General features: G+C 71.1%; 14 protein-coding genes. 7 read left to right on the forward strand and 7 right to left on the reverse strand.

Annotated elements, in window-relative coordinates; genetic code table 11:
* The first annotated feature begins 34 nt into the window (after positions 1 to 34).
* The 6 genes from IF78_RS0131815 to tatC all read left to right on the forward strand — a co-directional run bounded on the left by IF78_RS0131815 (position 35) and on the right by tatC (position 4,129).
* Positions 35 to 988, forward strand: a complete 954-nt coding sequence (locus IF78_RS0131815; RefSeq protein WP_031486672.1) for a helix-turn-helix transcriptional regulator — start codon at positions 35 to 37, stop codon at positions 986 to 988.
* Between the two features lie 19 nt (positions 989 to 1,007).
* Positions 1,008 to 2,036, forward strand: coding sequence for a helix-turn-helix transcriptional regulator (locus IF78_RS0131820; RefSeq protein WP_031486673.1), 1,029 nt, complete (start codon positions 1,008 to 1,010; stop codon positions 2,034 to 2,036).
* 32 nt (positions 2,037 to 2,068) lie between these two features.
* The gene (locus tag IF78_RS0131825) at positions 2,069 to 2,362 is read left to right on the forward strand and encodes a hypothetical protein (protein WP_031486674.1); all 294 of its coding nucleotides are present in this window, start codon (positions 2,069 to 2,071) and stop codon (positions 2,360 to 2,362) included.
* A gap of 20 nt (positions 2,363 to 2,382) precedes the next feature.
* The gene (locus tag IF78_RS0131830) at positions 2,383 to 2,577 is read left to right on the forward strand and encodes a hypothetical protein (RefSeq protein ID WP_031486675.1); all 195 of its coding nucleotides are present in this window, start codon (positions 2,383 to 2,385) and stop codon (positions 2,575 to 2,577) included.
* Positions 2,578 to 2,837: 260 nt separating this feature from the next.
* On the forward strand, positions 2,838 to 3,131 hold the full coding sequence (gene tatA, locus IF78_RS0131835; RefSeq protein ID WP_031486676.1) for a Sec-independent protein translocase subunit TatA: 294 nt from the start codon (positions 2,838 to 2,840) through the stop codon (positions 3,129 to 3,131).
* 47 nt (positions 3,132 to 3,178) lie between these two features.
* On the forward strand, positions 3,179 to 4,129 hold the full coding sequence (gene tatC / locus IF78_RS0131840) for a twin-arginine translocase subunit TatC (protein WP_031486677.1): 951 nt from the start codon (positions 3,179 to 3,181) through the stop codon (positions 4,127 to 4,129).
* A gap of 98 nt (positions 4,130 to 4,227) precedes the next feature.
* Here the strand turns inward: tatC and IF78_RS0131845 are convergent, their stop codons facing one another.
* Positions 4,228 to 4,560, reverse strand: coding sequence for a hypothetical protein (locus IF78_RS0131845; protein ID WP_031486678.1), 333 nt, complete (start codon positions 4,558 to 4,560; stop codon positions 4,228 to 4,230).
* A gap of 132 nt (positions 4,561 to 4,692) precedes the next feature.
* Between IF78_RS0131845 and IF78_RS0131850 the strand changes: the two genes are divergently transcribed.
* Positions 4,693 to 7,545: a DEAD/DEAH box helicase gene (locus IF78_RS0131850; protein ID WP_031486679.1), complete on the forward strand. Its 2,853-nt coding sequence runs from the start codon at positions 4,693 to 4,695 to the stop codon at positions 7,543 to 7,545.
* Between the two features lie 104 nt (positions 7,546 to 7,649).
* Here IF78_RS0131850 and helR read toward each other — a convergent pair whose 3' ends face one another.
* From helR to IF78_RS0131880, 6 genes are all read right to left on the reverse strand, one after another.
* Positions 7,650 to 9,836, reverse strand: a complete 2,187-nt coding sequence (gene helR, locus IF78_RS0131855) for an RNA polymerase recycling motor ATPase HelR (RefSeq protein WP_031486680.1) — start codon at positions 9,834 to 9,836, stop codon at positions 7,650 to 7,652.
* Positions 9,837 to 9,934: 98 nt separating this feature from the next.
* Entirely contained in the window at positions 9,935 to 11,170 is a 1,236-nt protein-coding gene (locus IF78_RS0131860; RefSeq protein ID WP_031486681.1) for a glycosyltransferase, read from the reverse strand.
* A 151-nt stretch (positions 11,171 to 11,321) separates the two neighbouring features.
* Positions 11,322 to 13,001, reverse strand: coding sequence for an allophanate hydrolase (atzF, locus tag IF78_RS0131865; RefSeq protein WP_267882989.1), 1,680 nt, complete (start codon positions 12,999 to 13,001; stop codon positions 11,322 to 11,324).
* Positions 13,002 to 13,042: 41 nt separating this feature from the next.
* The gene (locus tag IF78_RS0131870; protein WP_031486683.1) at positions 13,043 to 16,555 is read right to left on the reverse strand and encodes a 5-oxoprolinase/urea amidolyase family protein; all 3,513 of its coding nucleotides are present in this window, start codon (positions 16,553 to 16,555) and stop codon (positions 13,043 to 13,045) included.
* Entirely contained in the window at positions 16,552 to 17,148 is a 597-nt protein-coding gene (locus IF78_RS0131875) for an urea amidolyase associated protein UAAP2 (protein ID WP_031486684.1), read from the reverse strand. Before IF78_RS0131875 ends, IF78_RS0131870 begins: the two co-directional genes overlap by 4 nt.
* A complete protein-coding gene (locus IF78_RS0131880; protein WP_031486685.1) occupies positions 17,145 to 17,969 on the reverse strand; it encodes an urea amidolyase associated protein UAAP1 in 825 nt (274 codons plus the stop codon). The genes IF78_RS0131875 and IF78_RS0131880 overlap by 4 nt, the downstream gene beginning before the upstream one ends.
* Positions 17,970 to 18,442 lie beyond the last annotated feature (473 nt).

Raw genomic sequence — 18,442 nt, forward strand, 5'->3', positions numbered from 1 at the left:
ATCGTAAGCACCATAGGGAAGGCGAAGGGCGTCGATGGCCATTGCCAAGGCAGAGCGGCTCATGAATCTGGCGCTGTGTCTGCTCGGGACGCGGCGGCCGCTGAGCAAGCGCGAGCTGCGTGAGTCCATCGAGGCCTATCTCGAGGCGGGCTCCGACGACTCCTTCAACCGGATGTTCGAGCGCGACAAGGACGATCTGCGCGAGCTCGGCCTGGTCATCGAGACGGTGGAGAACCTCGACGGTGAGGTCGGCTATCTCGCCCGCCGGGACAGCAACCGGCTGCCGCCCATCACTCTCGACGCCGAGGAGGCCGCCGCCCTGGGGCTGGCCGCCAAGGTGTGGCAGCAGGCGCGCCTCGCGGGCGCGGCCAGCGGCGCCCTGCAGAAGCTGCGCGCGGCGGGGCTGCCCGAGGATGTCGACCCGTACGAGGCGCACGGCGCGCTGGAGCCCCGTATTCCGGTGCACGAGGCCGCGTTCGAGCCGCTGATGCTGGCCTGCCGGGATCGCCGTCCGGTCGTCTTCGACTACCGCAAGGCCACCGCCGCCCGCCCCGAAGCCCGGCACGTGGAGCCGTGGGCGCTGGAGTGCTGGCGCGGCCACTGGTATCTGGCGGGCTGGGACCGCGACCGGAGCGCCGAGCGGGTCTTCCGGCTGTCCCGGATCACCGGCAAGGTGCGCAGCCGCAGTGGCCGTTTCACCGCCGAGGTCCCCGATGTCGTCACCGTGCGGGAGACGGTCGCGAGCTGGGCGGGGGAGACCGCCGACCGCTCCGCGCTGATCCGGCTGCGCACGGACGCGGGGTACCCCCTGCGGGCGAAGGCCACCTCGGTGAGGGAACTCGGGGACGGCTGGGACGAGTTGGAGATTCCGTACGGCCACGGTCTGGATGCCTGGCTGGTGGAGTTCGGGCCGGATGTGGTGGTCCTGGAGCCGGCGGAGCTGCGGGCCGACGTGGTGGACCGGCTGCGTGCCGTGGCCAAGGGCTGAGGGGGAGCGGAGCGACACAGTGGCAGGTAAACCGGTCAGGCCCGCGAACGCCATCGACCAGACCCGGCGGATGCTCTCCCTGGTGACGTATCTGAGGGAGCGGCCTGGTGCGCGCCTGGAGGACGTCGCGCGCGCCTTCGGCATCTCCGAGGACGAACTGGTCTCCGACCTCGACGTGCTGCCCATGTGCGGCACCAGCTTCCGCGGTGGCGACCTGCTCGACATCGACACCGACGGTGAGCGCATCTGGTGGCACAACCCCGCCGCCCTGGGGGCGGAGACGGCGGAGCCGCTGCGGCTCGCCGCGGACGAGGCGACCGCGCTGCTGGTGGCCGCCCGGGCCGTGGCCACGCTGCCGGGGCTGCGCGAGAGCGACCGGCAGGCGCTGCTGCGGGCCACCGCCAAGGTGGAGGCCGCGGCCGGGGAGGCGGCCGGCGCCAGTTCCCGGCTGTCGGTGACGTTCGAGTCCGAGGGCGGCGTCTTCGCGGACGTCGATCGCGCGATCTCCGAGCGGCGGCGGCTGTGGATCCGCTACTACTCGCCGGCCCGCGACGAGGTCACCGAGCGCGAGATCGACCCGATCCGCCTGGTCAGCGTCGGCCACACCTACGTCGAGGCCTGGTGCCGCCGCTCCGAGGCGCGCCGCACCTTCCGGCTCGACCGGGTCGCCGAGATCAAGATCCTGGACGAGCCGTCGGCGCCGCCCGAGATCGAGCTGCGGGATCTGTCGGAGGGGCTGGTGCAGCCCGCCGCGGAGGACCCGGAGGTCGTGGTCGAGGTCGGGCCGGGCGGGCGCTGGGTCGCCGAGTACTACCCGCACGACAGTGCCGATGAGCTGGCGGACGGCGGGCTGCGTATCACTCTGCGCACCCCCGACCCGGCGTCCTTGCGGCGCCTGGCCCTTCGGCTCGGCCGGGACGGACGGATCGTGTCGCCGCCCGAGCTGGCGGACAGCGCCCGGCAGGCGGCCCGTGAGGCGCTGGCGGCGTACGACGGGATCGAGGCACAGGGCGCTCACGAGGCGAACCCGGTTGGCGACGGACAGTAGGACACGCAGTTCGACAGGCAGGAGCAGGGGCTTTGAGTGAGTCGGCGACGTCTGGAGTGCCGGGGATGACGGTGGCGTCCGCTTTCGCCGGGATGAGAAGCGTGGCTCCGGTGGTGTTCAAGGCGGGCTGCCCGGACTGCCGGGGCCGCTTCGAACTCGCCGCGAGCGCGCTGCGCCTCGCCATCGGCGCGACCAGCCGTACGACCTTCTACTCCTTCACCTGCCCCGAGTGCGGTGTCTCCGTGCGCAAGCCGGCCGGTGAGCGGATCGTCGAGCTGCTGACGGGCGGCGGGGTCAGCACCCTGCGGCTGCACTCCACGCTGTAGGACGGTCTAGGCTCGGCGTCATGTTCTGGCCGATGTTCGCGGTAGCTGTGGGTTTTCTGGGTCTCGCCGTGCTCGGCGTGCTGGCCGTGCGGGTCTTCCTGGAGGCACAGCGCCTCGGCAGGCAGGTCACGGAGTCGGCGCGGCGTATCAGCAGGGCGGCCGAGGACCTGGAGCGGGCGACGGTGAGCGCGGCCAGGGCTGTGGACTCGCTGTAGGCCCCTCAAGTATCGGGTGTGAGTCCTGCGGCGTATGCGTTTTGGGCCACTTCGCCCTGTCAACTTGGCGGTCGGGACAGGTACGCTGCTGGTCGCGGCCCGGAGAACGAGGCCCGGTTCCGCGGACAGGGAGTACGCACGGGGATTGCCTGACGTTTACCCCTGAGCGTTACGATCGCTGTCACCACGATCGTTCGGACACATGTCCGACCGGTCGGACAGCACCCACCCCAGCCGCCTCGGTGAGAAGGTAAAGACTTATGTTCGGAAGGCTCGGAGCCCCCGAGATCATTCTCATCCTCGTCGTCATCATCCTGCTGTTCGGCGCGAAGAAGCTTCCGGACATGGCGCGCTCGCTCGGCAAGTCCGCCCGCATCCTGAAGAGCGAGGCGAAGGCGATGAAGGACGACGGCAAGTCCTCCGCCCCGGCCGACCCGCCGAACAACACCGGCGACGACCAGCAGCCCCCGGCTCAGCGCATCATCCAGGCCTCGCCCGGTGACGTGACCAGCTCGCGCCCGGTCAACGAGCCGACGGACACCACCAAGCGCTGACGCAGGGCCGGTGACCTCCGGCCCGATGTACGAGATGGGAACGTGGGTTGCTGAAGTCTGCCCGCAAAGAGGAGAAGGATCCCGAGGGGCGGATGCCCCTCGCGGAGCACTTGCGCGAGCTGCGGAACCGGCTCGCGAAGGCCATCTTGGCCATTGTGGTAGGTGCAGTCGTAGGTGCGGTCTTCTACCAAGACATCATCGACATCCTCACTGAGCCCATCCAGAAGTCCGTGGGCTGCAACACGGCCTTCACGGAATTGGCCAAGAAGGGCGACGGGGCCTGCGGGAACATCACGATGTCCGGCCTGATGGGGCCGTTCACGCTGATGATCAAGGTGTCGCTGATGTCGGGTGTAGTCCTGGCCAGCCCCATCTGGCTCTACCAGCTGTGGGGCTTTGTCGCCCCGGGACTGCACCAGCACGAGAAGCGGTACTCGTTGGCGTTTGTCGCCGCGGGCTTCCCGCTGTTCCTGGCGGGCGGCTGGTTCTCGTACCACGTGCTGCCCGCCGCGGCCGAGGTACTGATCGACTTCACGCCGGACGGCGCGGTCAATCTGCTGCCCCTGGACGAGCTGTTGGACCTCGTGACCCGCATGGTGATCGTCTTTGGGCTGTCCTTCGAGATGCCGCTGCTGCTGGTCATGCTCAACCTGGGCGGTGTGGTCAGCGGACGCCGGATGCTCGGATGGTGGCGCGGCATGATCATGGGTGTCACCGTCTTCGCGGCGTTTGCCACGCCGACGGTCGACCCGGTGTCGATGCTCTCGCTGGCCACGCCGATCGTCCTTCTCTACTTCGTCGCCGTCGGTTTCTCCCTGCTGAACGACCTGCGGCGGGCCCGGGCCGAAGCGGCCGAGCCCAGCCCGGACGAGGCCTCCGACCTCGATCTCACGCCGGAGGACATCGGCGAGATCGAGACTGTCTCGGCCTCGCGCACGGTGCCGGAGCAGAGCGGTCCTGATCGTGAGCGGGTGAACGGCTACGACGACGTGACCTGAGCGGGACGGCACAGGAGGTGCCGTGGCAAAGGACAAAAGCAGTGGGCCCTACCGGTGCACCGGTAGGGCCCACTGTTTGTGAACTCAGTAAGGCCGCGTCAGCAGCTACCGGCCTTGTAGCCGAAGTTCAGCGGCTTGTTGTAGAAGACCTTGGAGCCCTTGGCGTCCGGCTTCACGGTGATGCAGGTCTCGAAGGCCGAAGTAGCACCCGTCTTCACCCAGAACTGGGCCGTGCCACTGCATGTGCTGTGGTAGTACACGGTCCATGTCACGCTTCCGTCGCCCCACGACCAGTTGATGCACTTGGCGGATCCGCGGTGTACTGCCCGCGTGGAGGCCGCGTCGGCGGCTGCGGCGGGCGTGGCCGCGCCGATGGCCAGAGCCGCTGCGGCGGTGGTGGCGACGATGGCGCCCTTGCGAATGAGATTCATGATCTCCCCCTGTTTCCTGTGTCTGGCGTATGCAGTGGTCAGGTGCATGTCCGGCCGGACGGATGTGAACATTAGTTCACATTTGATCAGGTGCAAAATCGCGACTCCGGGGCCGGGGTTCCGATCCGGATAATGATCGTCCTGTTGTCAGTGGCGCCCGGTACGCTCGAAAGCACGATGACAGAGGACCTCTCTCCGGCCGAGCGGTACGCGGCAGCGCGCAGGCGTGCTGTCGAGCAGGCCACCGCGCTCGCCTCCTTCCGCGAGATGTACGACTTCGGCCTCGACCCCTTCCAGATCGAGGCCTGCCAGGCACTCGAGGCGGGCAAGGGCGTGCTGGTGGCCGCTCCCACCGGCTCCGGCAAGACGATCGTGGGCGAATTCGCCGTCCACCTCGCCATGATGCAGGGCAAGAAGTGCTTCTACACGACACCCATCAAGGCGCTGTCGAACCAGAAGTACGCCGACCTGTGCCGCCGTTACGGCAATGGCATGGTCGGTCTGCTCACCGGCGACAACAGCGTCAACCCCGACGCCGCCGTGGTCGTGATGACCACCGAGGTGCTGCGGAACATGCTGTACGCCGGGTCGCAGACCCTCCTCGGCCTCGGCTATGTGGTCATGGACGAGGTGCACTACCTCTCCGACCGCTTCCGCGGCGCCGTATGGGAGGAAGTGATCATCCACCTCCCGGAGTCGGTCACGCTCGTCTCGCTGTCGGCGACCGTGTCGAACGCCGAGGAGTTCGGCGACTGGCTCGACACCGTCCGCGGCGACACCGAGGTGATCGTCTCCGAGCACCGGCCCGTGCCGCTGTTCCAGCACGTGCTCGCCGGACGGCGGATGTACGACCTGTTCGAGGAGGGCGAGGGCCACAAGAAGGCCGTCAACCCCGACCTCACGCGCCTGGCCCGGATGGAGGCCCAGCGCCCGTCCTACCAGGACCGCAGACGCGGGCGGGCCATGCGCGAGGCCGACCGGGAGCGGGAGCGCAGACAGCGCTCCCGGGTGTGGACACCGGGGCGTCCCGAGGTCATCGAACGGCTCGACGCCGAGGGTCTGCTGCCCGCCATCACCTTCATCTTCAGCCGGGCCGCCTGCGAGGCCGCCGTCCAGCAGTGCCTGTACGCGGGACTGCGGCTGAACGACGAGGAGTCCCGGGAACAGGTGCGTGCCCTCGTCGAGGAGCGCACCGCCTCCATCCCGACCGAGGACCTCCATGTCCTCGGCTACTACGAGTGGCTGGAAGGCCTGGAGCGTGGCATAGCCGCCCACCACGCGGGCATGCTGCCGACCTTCAAGGAGGTCGTCGAGGAGCTGTTCGTGCGCGGCCTGGTGAAGGCCGTGTTCGCCACGGAGACGCTCGCGCTGGGCATCAACATGCCCGCCCGGTCGGTGGTGTTGGAGAAGCTCGTCAAGTGGAACGGCGAGCAGCACGCCGACATCACGCCCGGTGAGTACACCCAGCTGACCGGTCGTGCGGGGCGGCGCGGCATCGACGTCGAGGGCCACGCGGTGGTGCTGTGGCAGCGCGGGATGAGCCCCGAGCACCTGGCCGGGCTCGCGGGGACGCGTACCTATCCGCTGCGGTCCAGCTTCAAGCCGTCGTACAACATGGCGGTCAACCTCGTCGAGCAGTTCGGCCGGCACCGCTCGCGCGAACTCCTTGAGACGTCCTTCGCGCAGTTCCAGGCCGACAAGTCCGTCGTCGGGATCTCGCGCCAGGTGCAGCGCAACGAGGAGGGGCTGGCCGGTTACAAGGAGTCCATGACCTGCCATCTCGGGGACTTCGAGGAGTACGCGCGACTGCGCCGCGAACTCAAGGACCGGGAGAACGAGTTGGCCCGGCAGGGGGCCGCGCAGCGGCGCGCCGAGGCCGCGGTCGCGCTGGAGAAGCTCAAGCCGGGCGACGTCATCCATGTGCCGACGGGCAAGTACGCCGGTCTCGCGCTGGTGCTGGATCCCGGGCTGCCGGCCGGGCGGTCCAACGGGCACCGCGGCTTCGAGCACCACGACGGGCCGCGCCCGCTGGTCCTGACCGCCGAACGGCAGGTCAAGCGGCTGGCGTCCATGGACTTCCCGGTGCCCGTCGAGGCGTTGGAGCGGATGCGGATCCCGAAGTCCTTCAACCCGCGCTCCCCGCAGTCCCGTCGGGACCTCGCCTCCGCGCTGCGCACCAAGGCCGGGCACATTCCGCCGGAGCGGCAGCGCAAGCGGCGCTCCCAGGCAGCGGACGACCGGGAGATCGAGCGGCTGCGCAAGGCACTGCGCGCGCACCCCTGCCATGGCTGCAACGACCGTGAGGACCACGCCCGTTGGGCCGAGCGCTACCACCGGCTGCTGCGGGACACCTCGCAGCTGGAGCGGCGTATCGAAGGCCGCACGAACACGATTGCCCGAACGTTCGACCGGATCGTGGCGCTGCTGACCGAACTGGACTACCTGCGCGGCGACGAGGTCACCGAGCACGGCAAGCGGCTTGCCCGGTTGTACGGTGAGCTGGATCTGCTGGCGAGTGAATGCCTCCGCGAGCGGGTCTGGGAGGGGCTGGGTCCTGCCGAACTGGCCGCCTGCGTCTCGGCGTTGGTGTACGAGGCGCGGGTCGGGGACGATGCGATGGCGCCGAAGCTGCCGTCGGGCAAGGCCAAGGCCGCGCTGGGTGAGATGGTCCGGATCTGGGGGCGGCTGGATTCCCTTGAGGAGGAGTTCCGGATCACCCAGAGCGAGGGGGTTGGGCAGCGTGAACCTGACCTCGGCTTTGCCTGGGCTGCCTATATGTGGGCCAGTGGCAAGGGGCTGGATGAGGTGCTTCGGGAGGCGGAGATGCCGGCCGGGGACTTTGTTCGGTGGTGCAAGCAGGTGATTGACGTGCTGGGGCAGATTTCGGCGGCTTCTCCTGTGGAGGGGTCGACTGTGGCGAAGAATGCGCGGAAGGCTGTGGACGGGCTGCTGCGGGGGGTTGTCGCCTACTCGTCGGTGGGGTGAGGCTTTCGGGGGCGGGGCGGGTGAGTTGGGGCTGGTCGCGCCCGCGCGGCGGAGCCGCATATCGATACAGCCCCGCGCCCCTGCGGGCATGCACTTGGCGCCGATCAAGACGTGAGGACGACCAACTGCTGGGTCGCGCGCGTCATCGAGACGTAGCGGTTCACCGCTCCTTCGATCCCCTCGCCGAACTTCTCCGGGTTCACCAGGACGACCAGGTCGAACTCCAGCCCCTTCGACAGCTCCGGAGTCAGTGACCGGACTCGGTCCGTCGGCTGGAACTCGGAGTCGCCGATGACGCAGGCGGTTCCCTCCGCGTGCGTGGCGAGCCAGTTGTCCAGGACCGAGTCGAGGTCCGCCACCGAACCGTGCACGACGGGGCCCCCGCCGCTGCGGATCGACGTCGGCACGTTCGCGTCCGGGAGCGCGGCGCGGATGACCGGCTCCGCCTCCGTCATGATCTCTTCCGGCGTTCGGTAGTTGACGGTCAGGGATGCCAGGTCGATCCGGTCGAAGCCGACCCGTTCGAGCCGTTCCCGCCAGGACTCCGTGAAGCCGTGCCTGGCCTGGGCGCGGTCTCCGACGATGGTGAAGCTTCGGGACGGGCAGCGCAGCAGGAGCATCTGCCACTCGGCGTCGGTGAGTTCCTGGGCCTCGTCCACGACGATGTGCGCGAAGGGGCCGGCGAGCAGATCGGGGTCGGTGGTGGTCAGTTCGGCGTCGTCGACCAGGCTGACCTGGGCGTCCTGGCCGCGCAGCATCGTCACCAGGCCCTCGCCGTCGTCACCGTCCGCGCCGGAGTGGGCCACAGCCTCGATCAGGTTGTCGACGACCTGCGTCATGCGCTCGCGCTGGGCGGCGAGGACGCCCTCGTGCCGGCGCTTTCGCCGGGCCGCCTCCGGGTCGCCCAGCCGCTGCCGTGCCGCGTCCAGGAGCGGCAGGTCGGACACCGTCCAGGCGTGCGGGTTCGTGCGCTGGAGCCTGTGAACCTCGTCGCGGCCGAGCCAGGGTGCGCACATCCGCAGGTACGCCGGTACCGACCACAGGTCGCCGACCAGGTCCGTCGCCTCGAGTAGCGGCCAAGCGCCGTTGAAGGCCGTCAGCAACTCCCTGTTCTGGCACAGCGACCTGCGAAGGAGGTCGGCCGGAACCTCGCCGTCGTCCCCGGCGGAGTCGCCCTCGTGCTTGTCCGCCAGGATCGTGAGCAGTTCCTCCCAGACCTGGTCGCGCGCCTCGTTGTGCGGGGTGCCGGGTTCAGCCGCCTCGAACGCCGTGGCCCAGTCGTCGGCGCTCAGCCAGATGTCGGACCAGTGGGTGGTGACCGTCATGCCCTTGGCGGGCGGCTCCTCGTAGAACCGGACGGCCTTCTCGATCGCCTTCACCAGCTCCGCAGACGACTTCAGCCGGGCCACCTCGGGGTCGCGCTCCACCCCCGCCTCGGCGCCCTCGGTGACGAGGTCCCGCAGGATGCAGGTCTGCACGCCCTCCTCGCCGAGGCTGGGCAGGACATCGGAGACGTACGCCAGGTAGGGCCGGTGCGGGCCGACGAACAGTACGCCGCCGCGACGGTGACCGAGGCGGGGGTCGGAGTGGAGGAGGTAGGCGGAGCGGTGCAGGGCGACGACCGTCTTGCCGGTGCCGGGGCCGCCGTCGACCACGAGTGCGCCGCGTGATCCCGCGCGGATGATGGCGTCCTGGTCGGCCTGGATGGTGCCGAGCACGTCGCGCATCCGGGGCGAACGGTTGCTGCCCAGGCTCGCGATGAAGGCGGACTGGTCGTCGAGTGCGGCGCGCCGTTCGAGTCCGTCCGGGGTGAACACCTCGTCCCAGTAGTCGCTGATCCGGCCGCCGGTCCAACGGTACCGGCGGCGGCTGGCCAGCCCCATCGGGTTGGCGTGGGTGGCGCCGAAGAACGGCTCGGCCGCGGGGGAGCGCCAGTCGACCAGCAGCCGGCGGCCGGTGCCGTCCGTGAGGCCGAGTCGTCCGATGTACACGGGCTGGGGGTCGTCCGTGCCGACCATGTGGCCGAGGCACAGGTCCAGGCCGAAGCGGCGCAGGGTCCGCAGGCGGGCGGTGAGCCGGTGGATCTCCGTGTCCCGGTCCATCGCCTGCCGACCCAGGCCGCCGGGCGCCCTGCGGGCCGCGTCGAGCTGGTCGGAGGCCTCGGCGATCGACTGTTCCAGGCACTCCGCGAGGGCCGCGAAGTACCGCTCGTCGCCGGTGATCAGGGCCGGGTCGGACTTGGCGGAGAGGCGGTCGGGCAGGGCGAACGCGCTGGTGGTCAAGGGGGTCACTGCGGTGGGCTCCGATCTGAGGTCGCTTGCGACCGTCGCGTGCGGCAAGGTGTGTGGGCCGCGGTGTTCCGGGTCCTTGCTCGGGTGGTCCGCGGGGTTCACGCGGAGGTGGGCCGCCTGTCCCGGCTGATCTTGTCGAGGAGGAGCTGCGCGGCGACCGTTGCCCCGTCGGTGTGGATCGTGGCCGCCACGGTGGTCGCCCGGGCCCGGGTCTCGGGGGTCAGGGCGGTCTTCAGCGCGGCCGACAGGGACTCGAAGGTCGGGTTCGGCCCGTCATGTGCCGCGCCGATGCCCAGATCGGCCACGCGACCGGCCCAGTACGGCTGGTCCGCCAGCTGAGGCACCACCACCTGAGGTGCCCCGGCCCGGGCGGCCGTCGTCGTGGTCCCCGCGCCGCCGTGATGCACGACGGCGGCCACCCGGCGGAACAGCGCCTGATGGTTGACCTCACCGACGGCGAAGCAGTCGTCCCGGTCGTCGATCAGGGCCAGGTCGGCCCAGCCGCGGGCCATGACCACGCGGCGGCCCTGCGCGCGAACCGCGTCGACGGCCACCTGGGCCACGTCCGCCGACGCGTGCATGGGCATGCTGCCGAAGCCCACGTACACCGGCGGTGCGCCGGCGTTCAGGAACGCCGCCAACTCGGCCGGCAGCGGGCGTTCGTCCGGCAGGGTCCAGGCGCCGGTCTGCACGACGTTCAAGTCCGCCTGCTCCTGCCACGGGTCCAGGACCGGATCCGTCGCCAGCCACGGCCGGTCTCCGATGACGTAGTCGCGCAGGCCGTCCACCGGGGGCAGGCCGATCGACGCCCGGCTGGAGTTGACCCCTTCACCGAACAGCGCGTTGATGCTCTGCGCGTCCAGGTCCCACAGCTCCCGGTTGTCGGTCACCTCCTGCGGGAGCGGCCGGCCCGGATAGGCCAGCGGTGGGCGGTGTGGCGACGGGAGGGTGAGCTGCTGGAAGGTCACGAACACGGAGGGGATGCCCAGCTTCTCCGCGACCGACAGCGCACCGGCCGCGGCCGACGGCACCCCGGTCGCCACCAGGGCATCGCATCCCTCGGCCGCGACGGTGACCGCCTCGACCATCCCGGCGACGATCTCGGCCGCCCGCTGGGACAGGGTCGACGCGGGCGGCGCCGCCTTCGTCAACATGCGCGCGGACGGGCCGACCGGCACCAGTGGCACGCCGACACCCGCCAGCCGCCGCGCGAAGTCCTCGTCCGGCGGGGCGCACACCCCCACCTCCGCGCCGAGCGCCCGCAACCGCACCGCGAGTGCCACCAGCGGTTCGACATCCCCTCGCGACCCATAGGTCGACAACACAACACGCACTACGCGACTCCCGTTTCCGCAGGTCCGTGCCCTTAGGCCGGAGATTCTGCGGCACGATGGGGGCCTTGCCGCAAGCCCCCCAGTGCGCTATAAGTTAAGAGTGGCAAGGAGTGGGAGACCTCCTTGCCTTTGGTTTTTTGCCTTCGGTTTTTCAGGAGCGGCCGCCCCCGAGGTACGCCCGCCAGCCCCCGTACGACGTGATGTCCTCGGCGTCCTTGAGGGCCCCAGGCTCGCACAGGAACCCGGGTACGTGGCTGCCGTCCGCCAACTCCACGCGCCCCAGGGCCATCGGGCGCGGCAGTTCCGCGAGGAGCCGGCCGAGCCCCTCCGCCGGGAGCCGCCACACCTCGGCCTCGATCGCGGCGCCCCCCTCGCCGACGTGGACCAGGCCCGGCTTGGGCGGGGTCGTGGACAGGGCGTGCAGCCGGTAGCGGGGCGCCGTGGTGACCGTACGGTCGAATCGGGCGCCCAGGGCCAGGAGTTGGGGGTTGAGGGGCTGGTCCGAGAGGTGGGCGCCGACCACGGCGAGACATACCTCCGGGCGGAGCGCCCCCGCGATCCTCGCGACCCTGTCGTCCGTGAACGCCGGGCCGATCAGCATCACGCCGAACGGCAGGCCGTTCACCTCGCCGGCCGGGACGGCGACCGCGGCCAGGTCGAAGAGGTTCGTGGAGTTGGTGAAGCGGCCCAGGCGGGCGTTGGCGCCCAGCGGGTCGGCGGTGACCTCGGCGAGGGTGGGGTGACCGGGCACGGTCGGGAGCAACAGGGCGTCCGCGTCGGCGAGTTCGGCCTCCGCGCGGGAACGCAGGGCGGCGAGCCGGTCCTGGTCGGCGAAGAGCTGGTGGGCCGGGATGTCACGGGCGCGGGTGATGATGCCGACGACGGTGGGGTCGAGAGAGCCGTCCCCCGCCGCCAGTGCTTTGTCGACAAAGCTCCCCACGGCCGTATAGCGCTCGGCGACGAAGGCGCCCTCGTAGAGCATCGCGGCGGCTTCGGTGAAGGGGGCGAGGTCGACGGTGCGGATCTCGGCGCCGGCGGCGGTGAGCTGCCGTACCGCCGCCTCGTAGGCCTCGGCCCAGCCGTCGTCCAGCTCGCCGAGCCGGCGCACGGGCGGGACCGCGATCCGCCAGGGCCCCGGTGCGCGCTGGGGGAGCGGGGGCAGGGCGCGGCCGGGCGGGGACGCCATGAACGACAGCGCCTGCTCGGCCTCCGGCAGCGTCCGCGCGAACACCGTCACGCAGTCGAGCGACGCGCAGGCCGGGACCACGCCCTCCGCCGGGACGAGACCCCGGGTCGGCTTGAGACCGACGATGCCGTTGAAGGCGGCCGGGACCCGGCCCGAGCCCGCCGTGTCGGTGCCGAGCGCGAAGTCGACGATGCCGAGCGCCACGGCGACGGCCGAGCCCGCGCTGGAGCCGCCGCTGACCCTCGAGGGGTCGTGTGCGTTGCGGACGGCGCCGTAGGGCGAGCGGGTGCCGACCAGGCCCGTCGCGAACTGGTCGAGGTTCGTCGTGCCGAGGACGAGTGCGCCGGCGGCACGGAGACGGGCGACCACGGGTGCGTCGGCGTCCGGCTGGTAGGCGTACGAAGGGCATCCCGCGGTGGTGAGCAGGCCCTGGACGTCGATGTTGCCCTTGGCGGCGAACAGGCGGCCCGCGAGGGGGAGTGGTTCCCCCGCGGCCACGCGTTCGTCGATGATCCGGGCCTCGGCCTCGACCGCGCTCTGCGCGCGCAGGTCGATCCAGACCTCGGGGCGGTCCACGGCCTCGATCCGGGCGTAGGCGGCGCGGACACGGGACACAGCGCTCGACATTCTTGTTCTCCTCGCGATCCGGGATTGTTGCCCGCGACTCAGGATCTGCTGCGCGCCGTTCAGGTCACGGCGGGCGCGAGCACGACCAGCGCCGTCCCCGCCTCCACCTGATCTCCGGGTCTGGCCAGGACCTCCACGACCACGCCGGCCATCGGCGCGTCCACCCTGGACTCCATCTTCATGGCCTCCAGGGCGAGCAGCGGCTGTCCGGCCGTCACCTCGTCACCCGGCCGGACGTTCAGCTGCCACACGGACGCCGCGAACTCGGCCTCGACCAGCCGCCCGCCGGGCGGGACGGTCACCTCGACGGCGGGCGCGGCCGACGGAGCCTCCTGCTCCGCCCGCGCGAACTCGCCGGCCGCCTCCCACGCGTCCCGCTCCGCCGCGAAGGCGGCCCGCTGCCGGGCCCTGAACTCCGCGATCGACTCGGCGTTCTCCTCGAGGAAGGCCCGGTACCCGGCGAGCGAGAAGGTGCCCTCCTCGATGCGCGGCACGAACCGCCCGGACGTGATGTCAGCCCGCAGCTCCAGCAGCTCCTCGGCATCCACGGGGTACCACCGGATCCGGTCGAAGAACCGCAGCAGCCAGGGCGACCCCGGCTCGAACGCCCCCCGCTGCTGCCACCCGGACCACACCTGGGTCGTACGCCCCACGAACTGGTAACCGCCGGGTCCCTCCATGCCGTAGACGCACAGATAGGCCCCGCCGATGCCGACCGAGTTCTCCGCCGTCCAGGTGCGCGCCGGGTTGTACTTGGTGGTCACCAGACGGTGCCGCGGATCCAGCGGGGTCGCCACCGGCGCGCCCAGATACACATCGCCCAGGCCCAGGACCAGGTATTCCGCGTCGAAGACCGTGCGGTACACGTCCTCGACCGACTCCAGGCCGTTGACGCGCCGGATGAACTCGATGTTCCACGGGCACCACGGGGCGTCGTCGCGCACGCCCGCCATGTAGCGGGCGATGGCCTCGCGGGTGGCCGGGTCGTCCCAGGAGAGGGGGAGGTGGACGGTGCGGGACGGGACGACGAGCTCGTCGGTGGGCGGCAGGGACGCGACCAACCCCCTTACCTCGGCGAGGAGTTCCTGCTGCGGCAGCCGGTTCGGGTCCGTCTGGATCTGGAGGGAACGGATGCCCGGGGTCAGGTCGGTGATCCCGTCCCGGGCCGCCTCGGCGACCGCCTCCATCAGCGCGTGAACCCGCATCCGCAGGGCCAGGTCCAGCTGCATCGGCCCGAACTCGACCAGCAGGTTGTCGTCACCACTGCGCCGGTACGTCACATCGCCGTCCCGCGCCAGCACACCGCCGTCGACGATCACGGGACGTTTCCGGCCCGTCACGTCCACCGGCGCGAACCGCACCGTGTCCCCCGGCCGCAACTGCCCCAGCTTCCAGCGCTCCCCGCTGATCACCGTCGCCGGGCACACGAACCCGCCCAGCGACGGGCCGTCCGGGCCGAGCAGCACCGGCATGTCGCCCGTGTAGTCGACGGCGCCGACGGAGTACGGCGTGTCGTGGATGTTGGACGGGTGCAGGCCCGCCTCACCGCCGTCGGAGCGCGCCCAGCGCGGCCGGGGACCGACGAGCCGTATGCCGGTCCGTGCCGAGTTGAAGTGGACCTTCCAGTCGGCGGCGTAGAACTCGCGGATGTCGTCCTCGGTGAAGAACTCCGGTGCGGCGTGCGGTCCTTCGACGGCCGCGATGTGCCATACGGCACCGAAGTCCGGCCGGTCCGTCAACGGCACGGGCGATCCCTGGACGACGGTCCCGCCGTGCAGCACGTCGCCGCCGCGCAGTGCCCGCCCGCCGTGCCCGCCGAACCGGCCGAGCGTGAAGGTGCCCGCGCTGCCCAGGAAGGCGGGGACGTCGAGGCCGCCCGCGACGAGGACGTAGGTCCGCAGACCGTGCTCGGCCGGGGTGCCGACCTCCAGTACGGCGCCCGCCGGAACCGTCACCGGCTCCCACTGCGCCACGGCGGTGCCGTCGACGGTCACCGGGGCCGGGGCGCCGGTCACGCACACGGTGGTGGGGTGGGTGAATCTCAACGCCGGGCCCTGGAGCGTGCATTCGAGGCCGGGAGCGCCCTCGTGGTTGCCCAGCGCCCGGTTGCCGAGCCGGAAGGACAGGTCGTCCATCGGGCCGGACGGCGGTACGCCCACCTGCCAGTAGCCGGTGCGGCCCGGCCAGTCCTGCACGGTCGTGAGGGTGCCGCCGGAGACGACCTCGATGCGGGGCGTCGGGTCGGTGACGGACGCGAGGGTCGCCGTCGAGTGGGTGGCCTCGCGGAAGTCCCGGCGCGCGAGAGCCGCCCGCACCAGGCCGAGGTTCGTCTCGATGCCGTCGACTCGGGTGCGGGCCAGCGCCTCGTCCAGCCGTTCCAGCGCGTGGGCGCGGTCGGGGCCGTACGCGATGATCTTCGCGAGGAGGGGGTCGTACGACGTCGTCACCTCGGTGCCCGTCTCGACCCAGCCGTCGACCCGCACCCCGCTCGGGAACTCGACCCGCGTCAACAGACCCGCGCCGGGCCGGTGTCCACGCGACGGGTCCTCGGCGTAGAGGCGGGCCTCGACGGCGTGGCCGCGCGGTACGCCCGGGTCGCGGACGACGTCGCGCTCGCCGCGTGCCAGGCGCAGCATCCAGGTGACCAGGTCGACGCCGTAGATCTCCTCGGTGACCGGGTGTTCGACCTGGAGGCGGGTGTTGACCTCGAGGAAGTACGCCTCCTCGCGGTCGGCGTCGTAGACGAACTCGACCGTTCCGGCGGAGCGGTAGCCGACGGACGCGCACAGGTCGCGTGCCCAGGCGGACAGCTGATCAAGTATCCGGGACGGGATCCCAGGTGCCGGGGCCTCCTCCACCACCTTCTGATTGCGCCGTTGGAGAGTGCAGTCCCGGTCGCCGAAGGTGACCACCCTGCCGTCGCCGTCGCCGAAGACCTGCACCTCGACATGGCGGGCGTGCTCGACGAGCCGCTCCAGGAAGACGCCGGCGGTGGCGAACGAGGCGGCGGCGACACGTTGCACCCGCTCCCAGGCCTCGGTCAGTTCATCGGCGGATCGACATGCCGACATGCCGATACCGCCCCCGCCCCCGGTCGCCTTGAGCATGACGGGATAGCCGATGACCTGGGCCTCTTCGAGTGCCGCGGCGAGCGATCCCAGCAGCCCGGTCCCCGGCGCCGACGGCACGCCCGCCGCCTGAGCCGCCGCTCGCGCCGTGTGCTTGGCGCCGAACAGCTCCAGTTGCTCGGGCGTCGGCCCGACGAAGACGATCCCGGCGTCCTCGCAGCGCCGCGCGAATCCCGCGTCCTCGGACAGGAAGCCGTAGCCGGGGTGGATCGCCCCGGCCCCGCTGTCCTTCGCCGCCTTCAGCACCAGGTCGGCGTCGAGATACGACTCCTTCGCGGGCGCCGGGCCGAGCCGTACGGCCTTGTCGGCGAGCCGGACATGGGGCGCCGAGCGGTCCGGGTCGGAGAACACCGCGACCGTACGCAGGCCCAGTTCGCGGGCCGTGCGGATGATACGGACGGCTATCTCGCCGCGGTTGGCGACGAGCAGCGTGTCGAAGCTCATCCGGCGACCCCGATCGTCAGCTCCACCGCCGTCGGCTCGAAGCCGTTGCAGGGGTTGTTGATCTGGGGGCAGTTGGAGACGAGCACCAGGACGTCGCGTTCGGCGCGCAGGGTCAGCTTCAGGCCCGGGGCCGAGATGCCGTCCACGATGCCGAGGGTGCCGTCCTTCTCGACCGGCACGTTCATGTACCAGTTGATGTTGGAGACCAGGTCGCGCTTGCCGAGGCCGTGCTTGGCGCCCTCGGCGAGGAAGTTGTCCACGCAGGCGTGCTGCGACCAGGTGTGGTGGCCGTAGCGGAGGGTGTTGGACTCCTTGGAACAGGCGCCGCCGACCGTGTCGTGACGGCCCACCTCGTCGTCGACGACTGTCATCAGCGGCGTGTACTCGTTCGACATCAGCACGCTGCCCGTGGTCAGGAAGATGGTGCCCTGCGCGTGGATGGTGTCGGGCGCGCTGTAGCGGACCGACGTGTCATGGGCGTCGTACACGAGGAAGTCGACGGCCTGGTTGCCGTGCAGGTCGGTGATGGTGAGCGTCTCGCCCTCGCGGGCGACGGACGACCAGGCGGCCCTGGCCGGCACCACAGTCTTCATGCGATCCCCCTCGCGGCAAGGAATTCGGCGGTGTTGAGGAACGCGCGGCGGCCCTCGGGCGTGGCGTTCCAGAGCGGGTCGTCGGGGGCGGTCGGTGCCGCGCGCCAGGCGAGCACCTCCAGCGGGGTGCTGACGTACTCCGGGCGCGGGTCGGCCGGATGCGGCACGTTGGCGATCAGCACGGTCACGTCCTGCTCGGCGCGCAGGGTCACGCTGCCGCCGGGGCCGGCCGAGCCGGTGAAGTCGAGGGTGCCGTCCTCGCGTACCTCGACACCCTGGAAGAAGGACAGCGAAGGGGCCAGGTCCCGGGGCTCCAGGCCGTTCTTCGCGGCCGCCAGCTTGAACAGTTCGCGGCCGGCGGGGGAGGCCGACTGAGGGGCGCCGTCGCCGTAGCGCTCCGTGTTGCGGACGAGGGTGGACGTGCCGCACAGGGCGTCGTGGTGTCCGGAGGTGTCGGCGACGACGCTCGCGAGCACGCGGCCCTGGTCGGACAGCAGCAGGCGGCCCTCGCCGAGGTAGGCGTTCCACTGCACCTTCACCGTGTCGGCGACGTTCAGCCGCTCCCAGGGGCGGTCGGCGACGTACAGCAGCAGGTGCGCGCAGGCGTCGCCACGCAGGTCGGTCAGCCGCAGCTCCGTGCCGCGCGCCAGCACCCTGTGCGTGTAGTTGCCGCCCGCCACCGTCTCGGCCCACACCAGATGCCCCGCCGCACAGGGCGGCGCCGGCCACTCCCGCGCCGGCACGACGGGCATCGCCTCGGCCCGGGTGCCCTCCTGGGCGCGGGCGTGGTCACGGGCTCCGTAAGTGGTCTCTGTCGCCATACGCGGGACCTCCGGCTCGGGATGTAAGCCTGCGGGCTCTTTTCTGTCGCCCGACAGAAATTAGGGACGGGGTGGGTCGGGGCGATTGCGCGGGTGTTGCCGGGTAGTTACCGAGGACTCGTGGGCGTGGGCGTGGGCGTGAGCGTGAGCGTGGTGGTCGGTGTGGGTGTGGGCGGGCCGCCGCGTTTCGCGGGCCTGGACTCTGACGGACTGACCCGTTTCGTGGGTCTGGGCTTGGGCGGGCCGCCCTGTTCCGTGGGTCTGGACTCCGGCGGGCCGCCCTGTTCCGTCGGCCTGGACTCGGCGGGGCGCGCCGCTCCCCGCAGCCTGAAATCCCGTGGCCATGCCGCTCCGCAGGCCTCGCGCACCACATCAAGGACCCCACCCCACCGGCGCCCGCTCCCGGCCGACGCCCGCCACGTTCCCGCAAGTCGCAGCCCCTCGCAAGGCGTCCGGAGCCGCCGCCGGGGCCG

This window comes from Streptomyces bicolor (genome assembly GCF_000719285.1).
Classification (GTDB): domain Bacteria; phylum Actinomycetota; class Actinomycetes; order Streptomycetales; family Streptomycetaceae; genus Streptomyces; species Streptomyces bicolor.

Coding starts and splice junctions, on each gene's coding strand:
- IF78_RS0131850 (WP_031486679.1), top strand. CDS start 4,693: ATGATCGTCCTGTTGTCAGTGGCGCCCGGTACGCTCGAAAGCACGATG.
- IF78_RS0131875 (WP_031486684.1), bottom strand. CDS start 17,148: ATGAAGACTGTGGTGCCGGCCAGGGCCGCCTGGTCGTCCGTCGCCCGC.
- IF78_RS0131830 (WP_031486675.1), top strand. CDS start 2,383: ATGTTCTGGCCGATGTTCGCGGTAGCTGTGGGTTTTCTGGGTCTCGCC.
- IF78_RS0131815 (WP_031486672.1), top strand. CDS start 35: ATGGCCATTGCCAAGGCAGAGCGGCTCATGAATCTGGCGCTGTGTCTG.
- tatA (WP_031486676.1), top strand. CDS start 2,838: ATGTTCGGAAGGCTCGGAGCCCCCGAGATCATTCTCATCCTCGTCGTC.
- IF78_RS0131880 (WP_031486685.1), bottom strand. CDS start 17,969: ATGGCGACAGAGACCACTTACGGAGCCCGTGACCACGCCCGCGCCCAG.
- IF78_RS0131845 (WP_031486678.1), bottom strand. CDS start 4,560: ATGAATCTCATTCGCAAGGGCGCCATCGTCGCCACCACCGCCGCAGCG.
- IF78_RS0131870 (WP_031486683.1), bottom strand. CDS start 16,555: ATGAGCTTCGACACGCTGCTCGTCGCCAACCGCGGCGAGATAGCCGTC.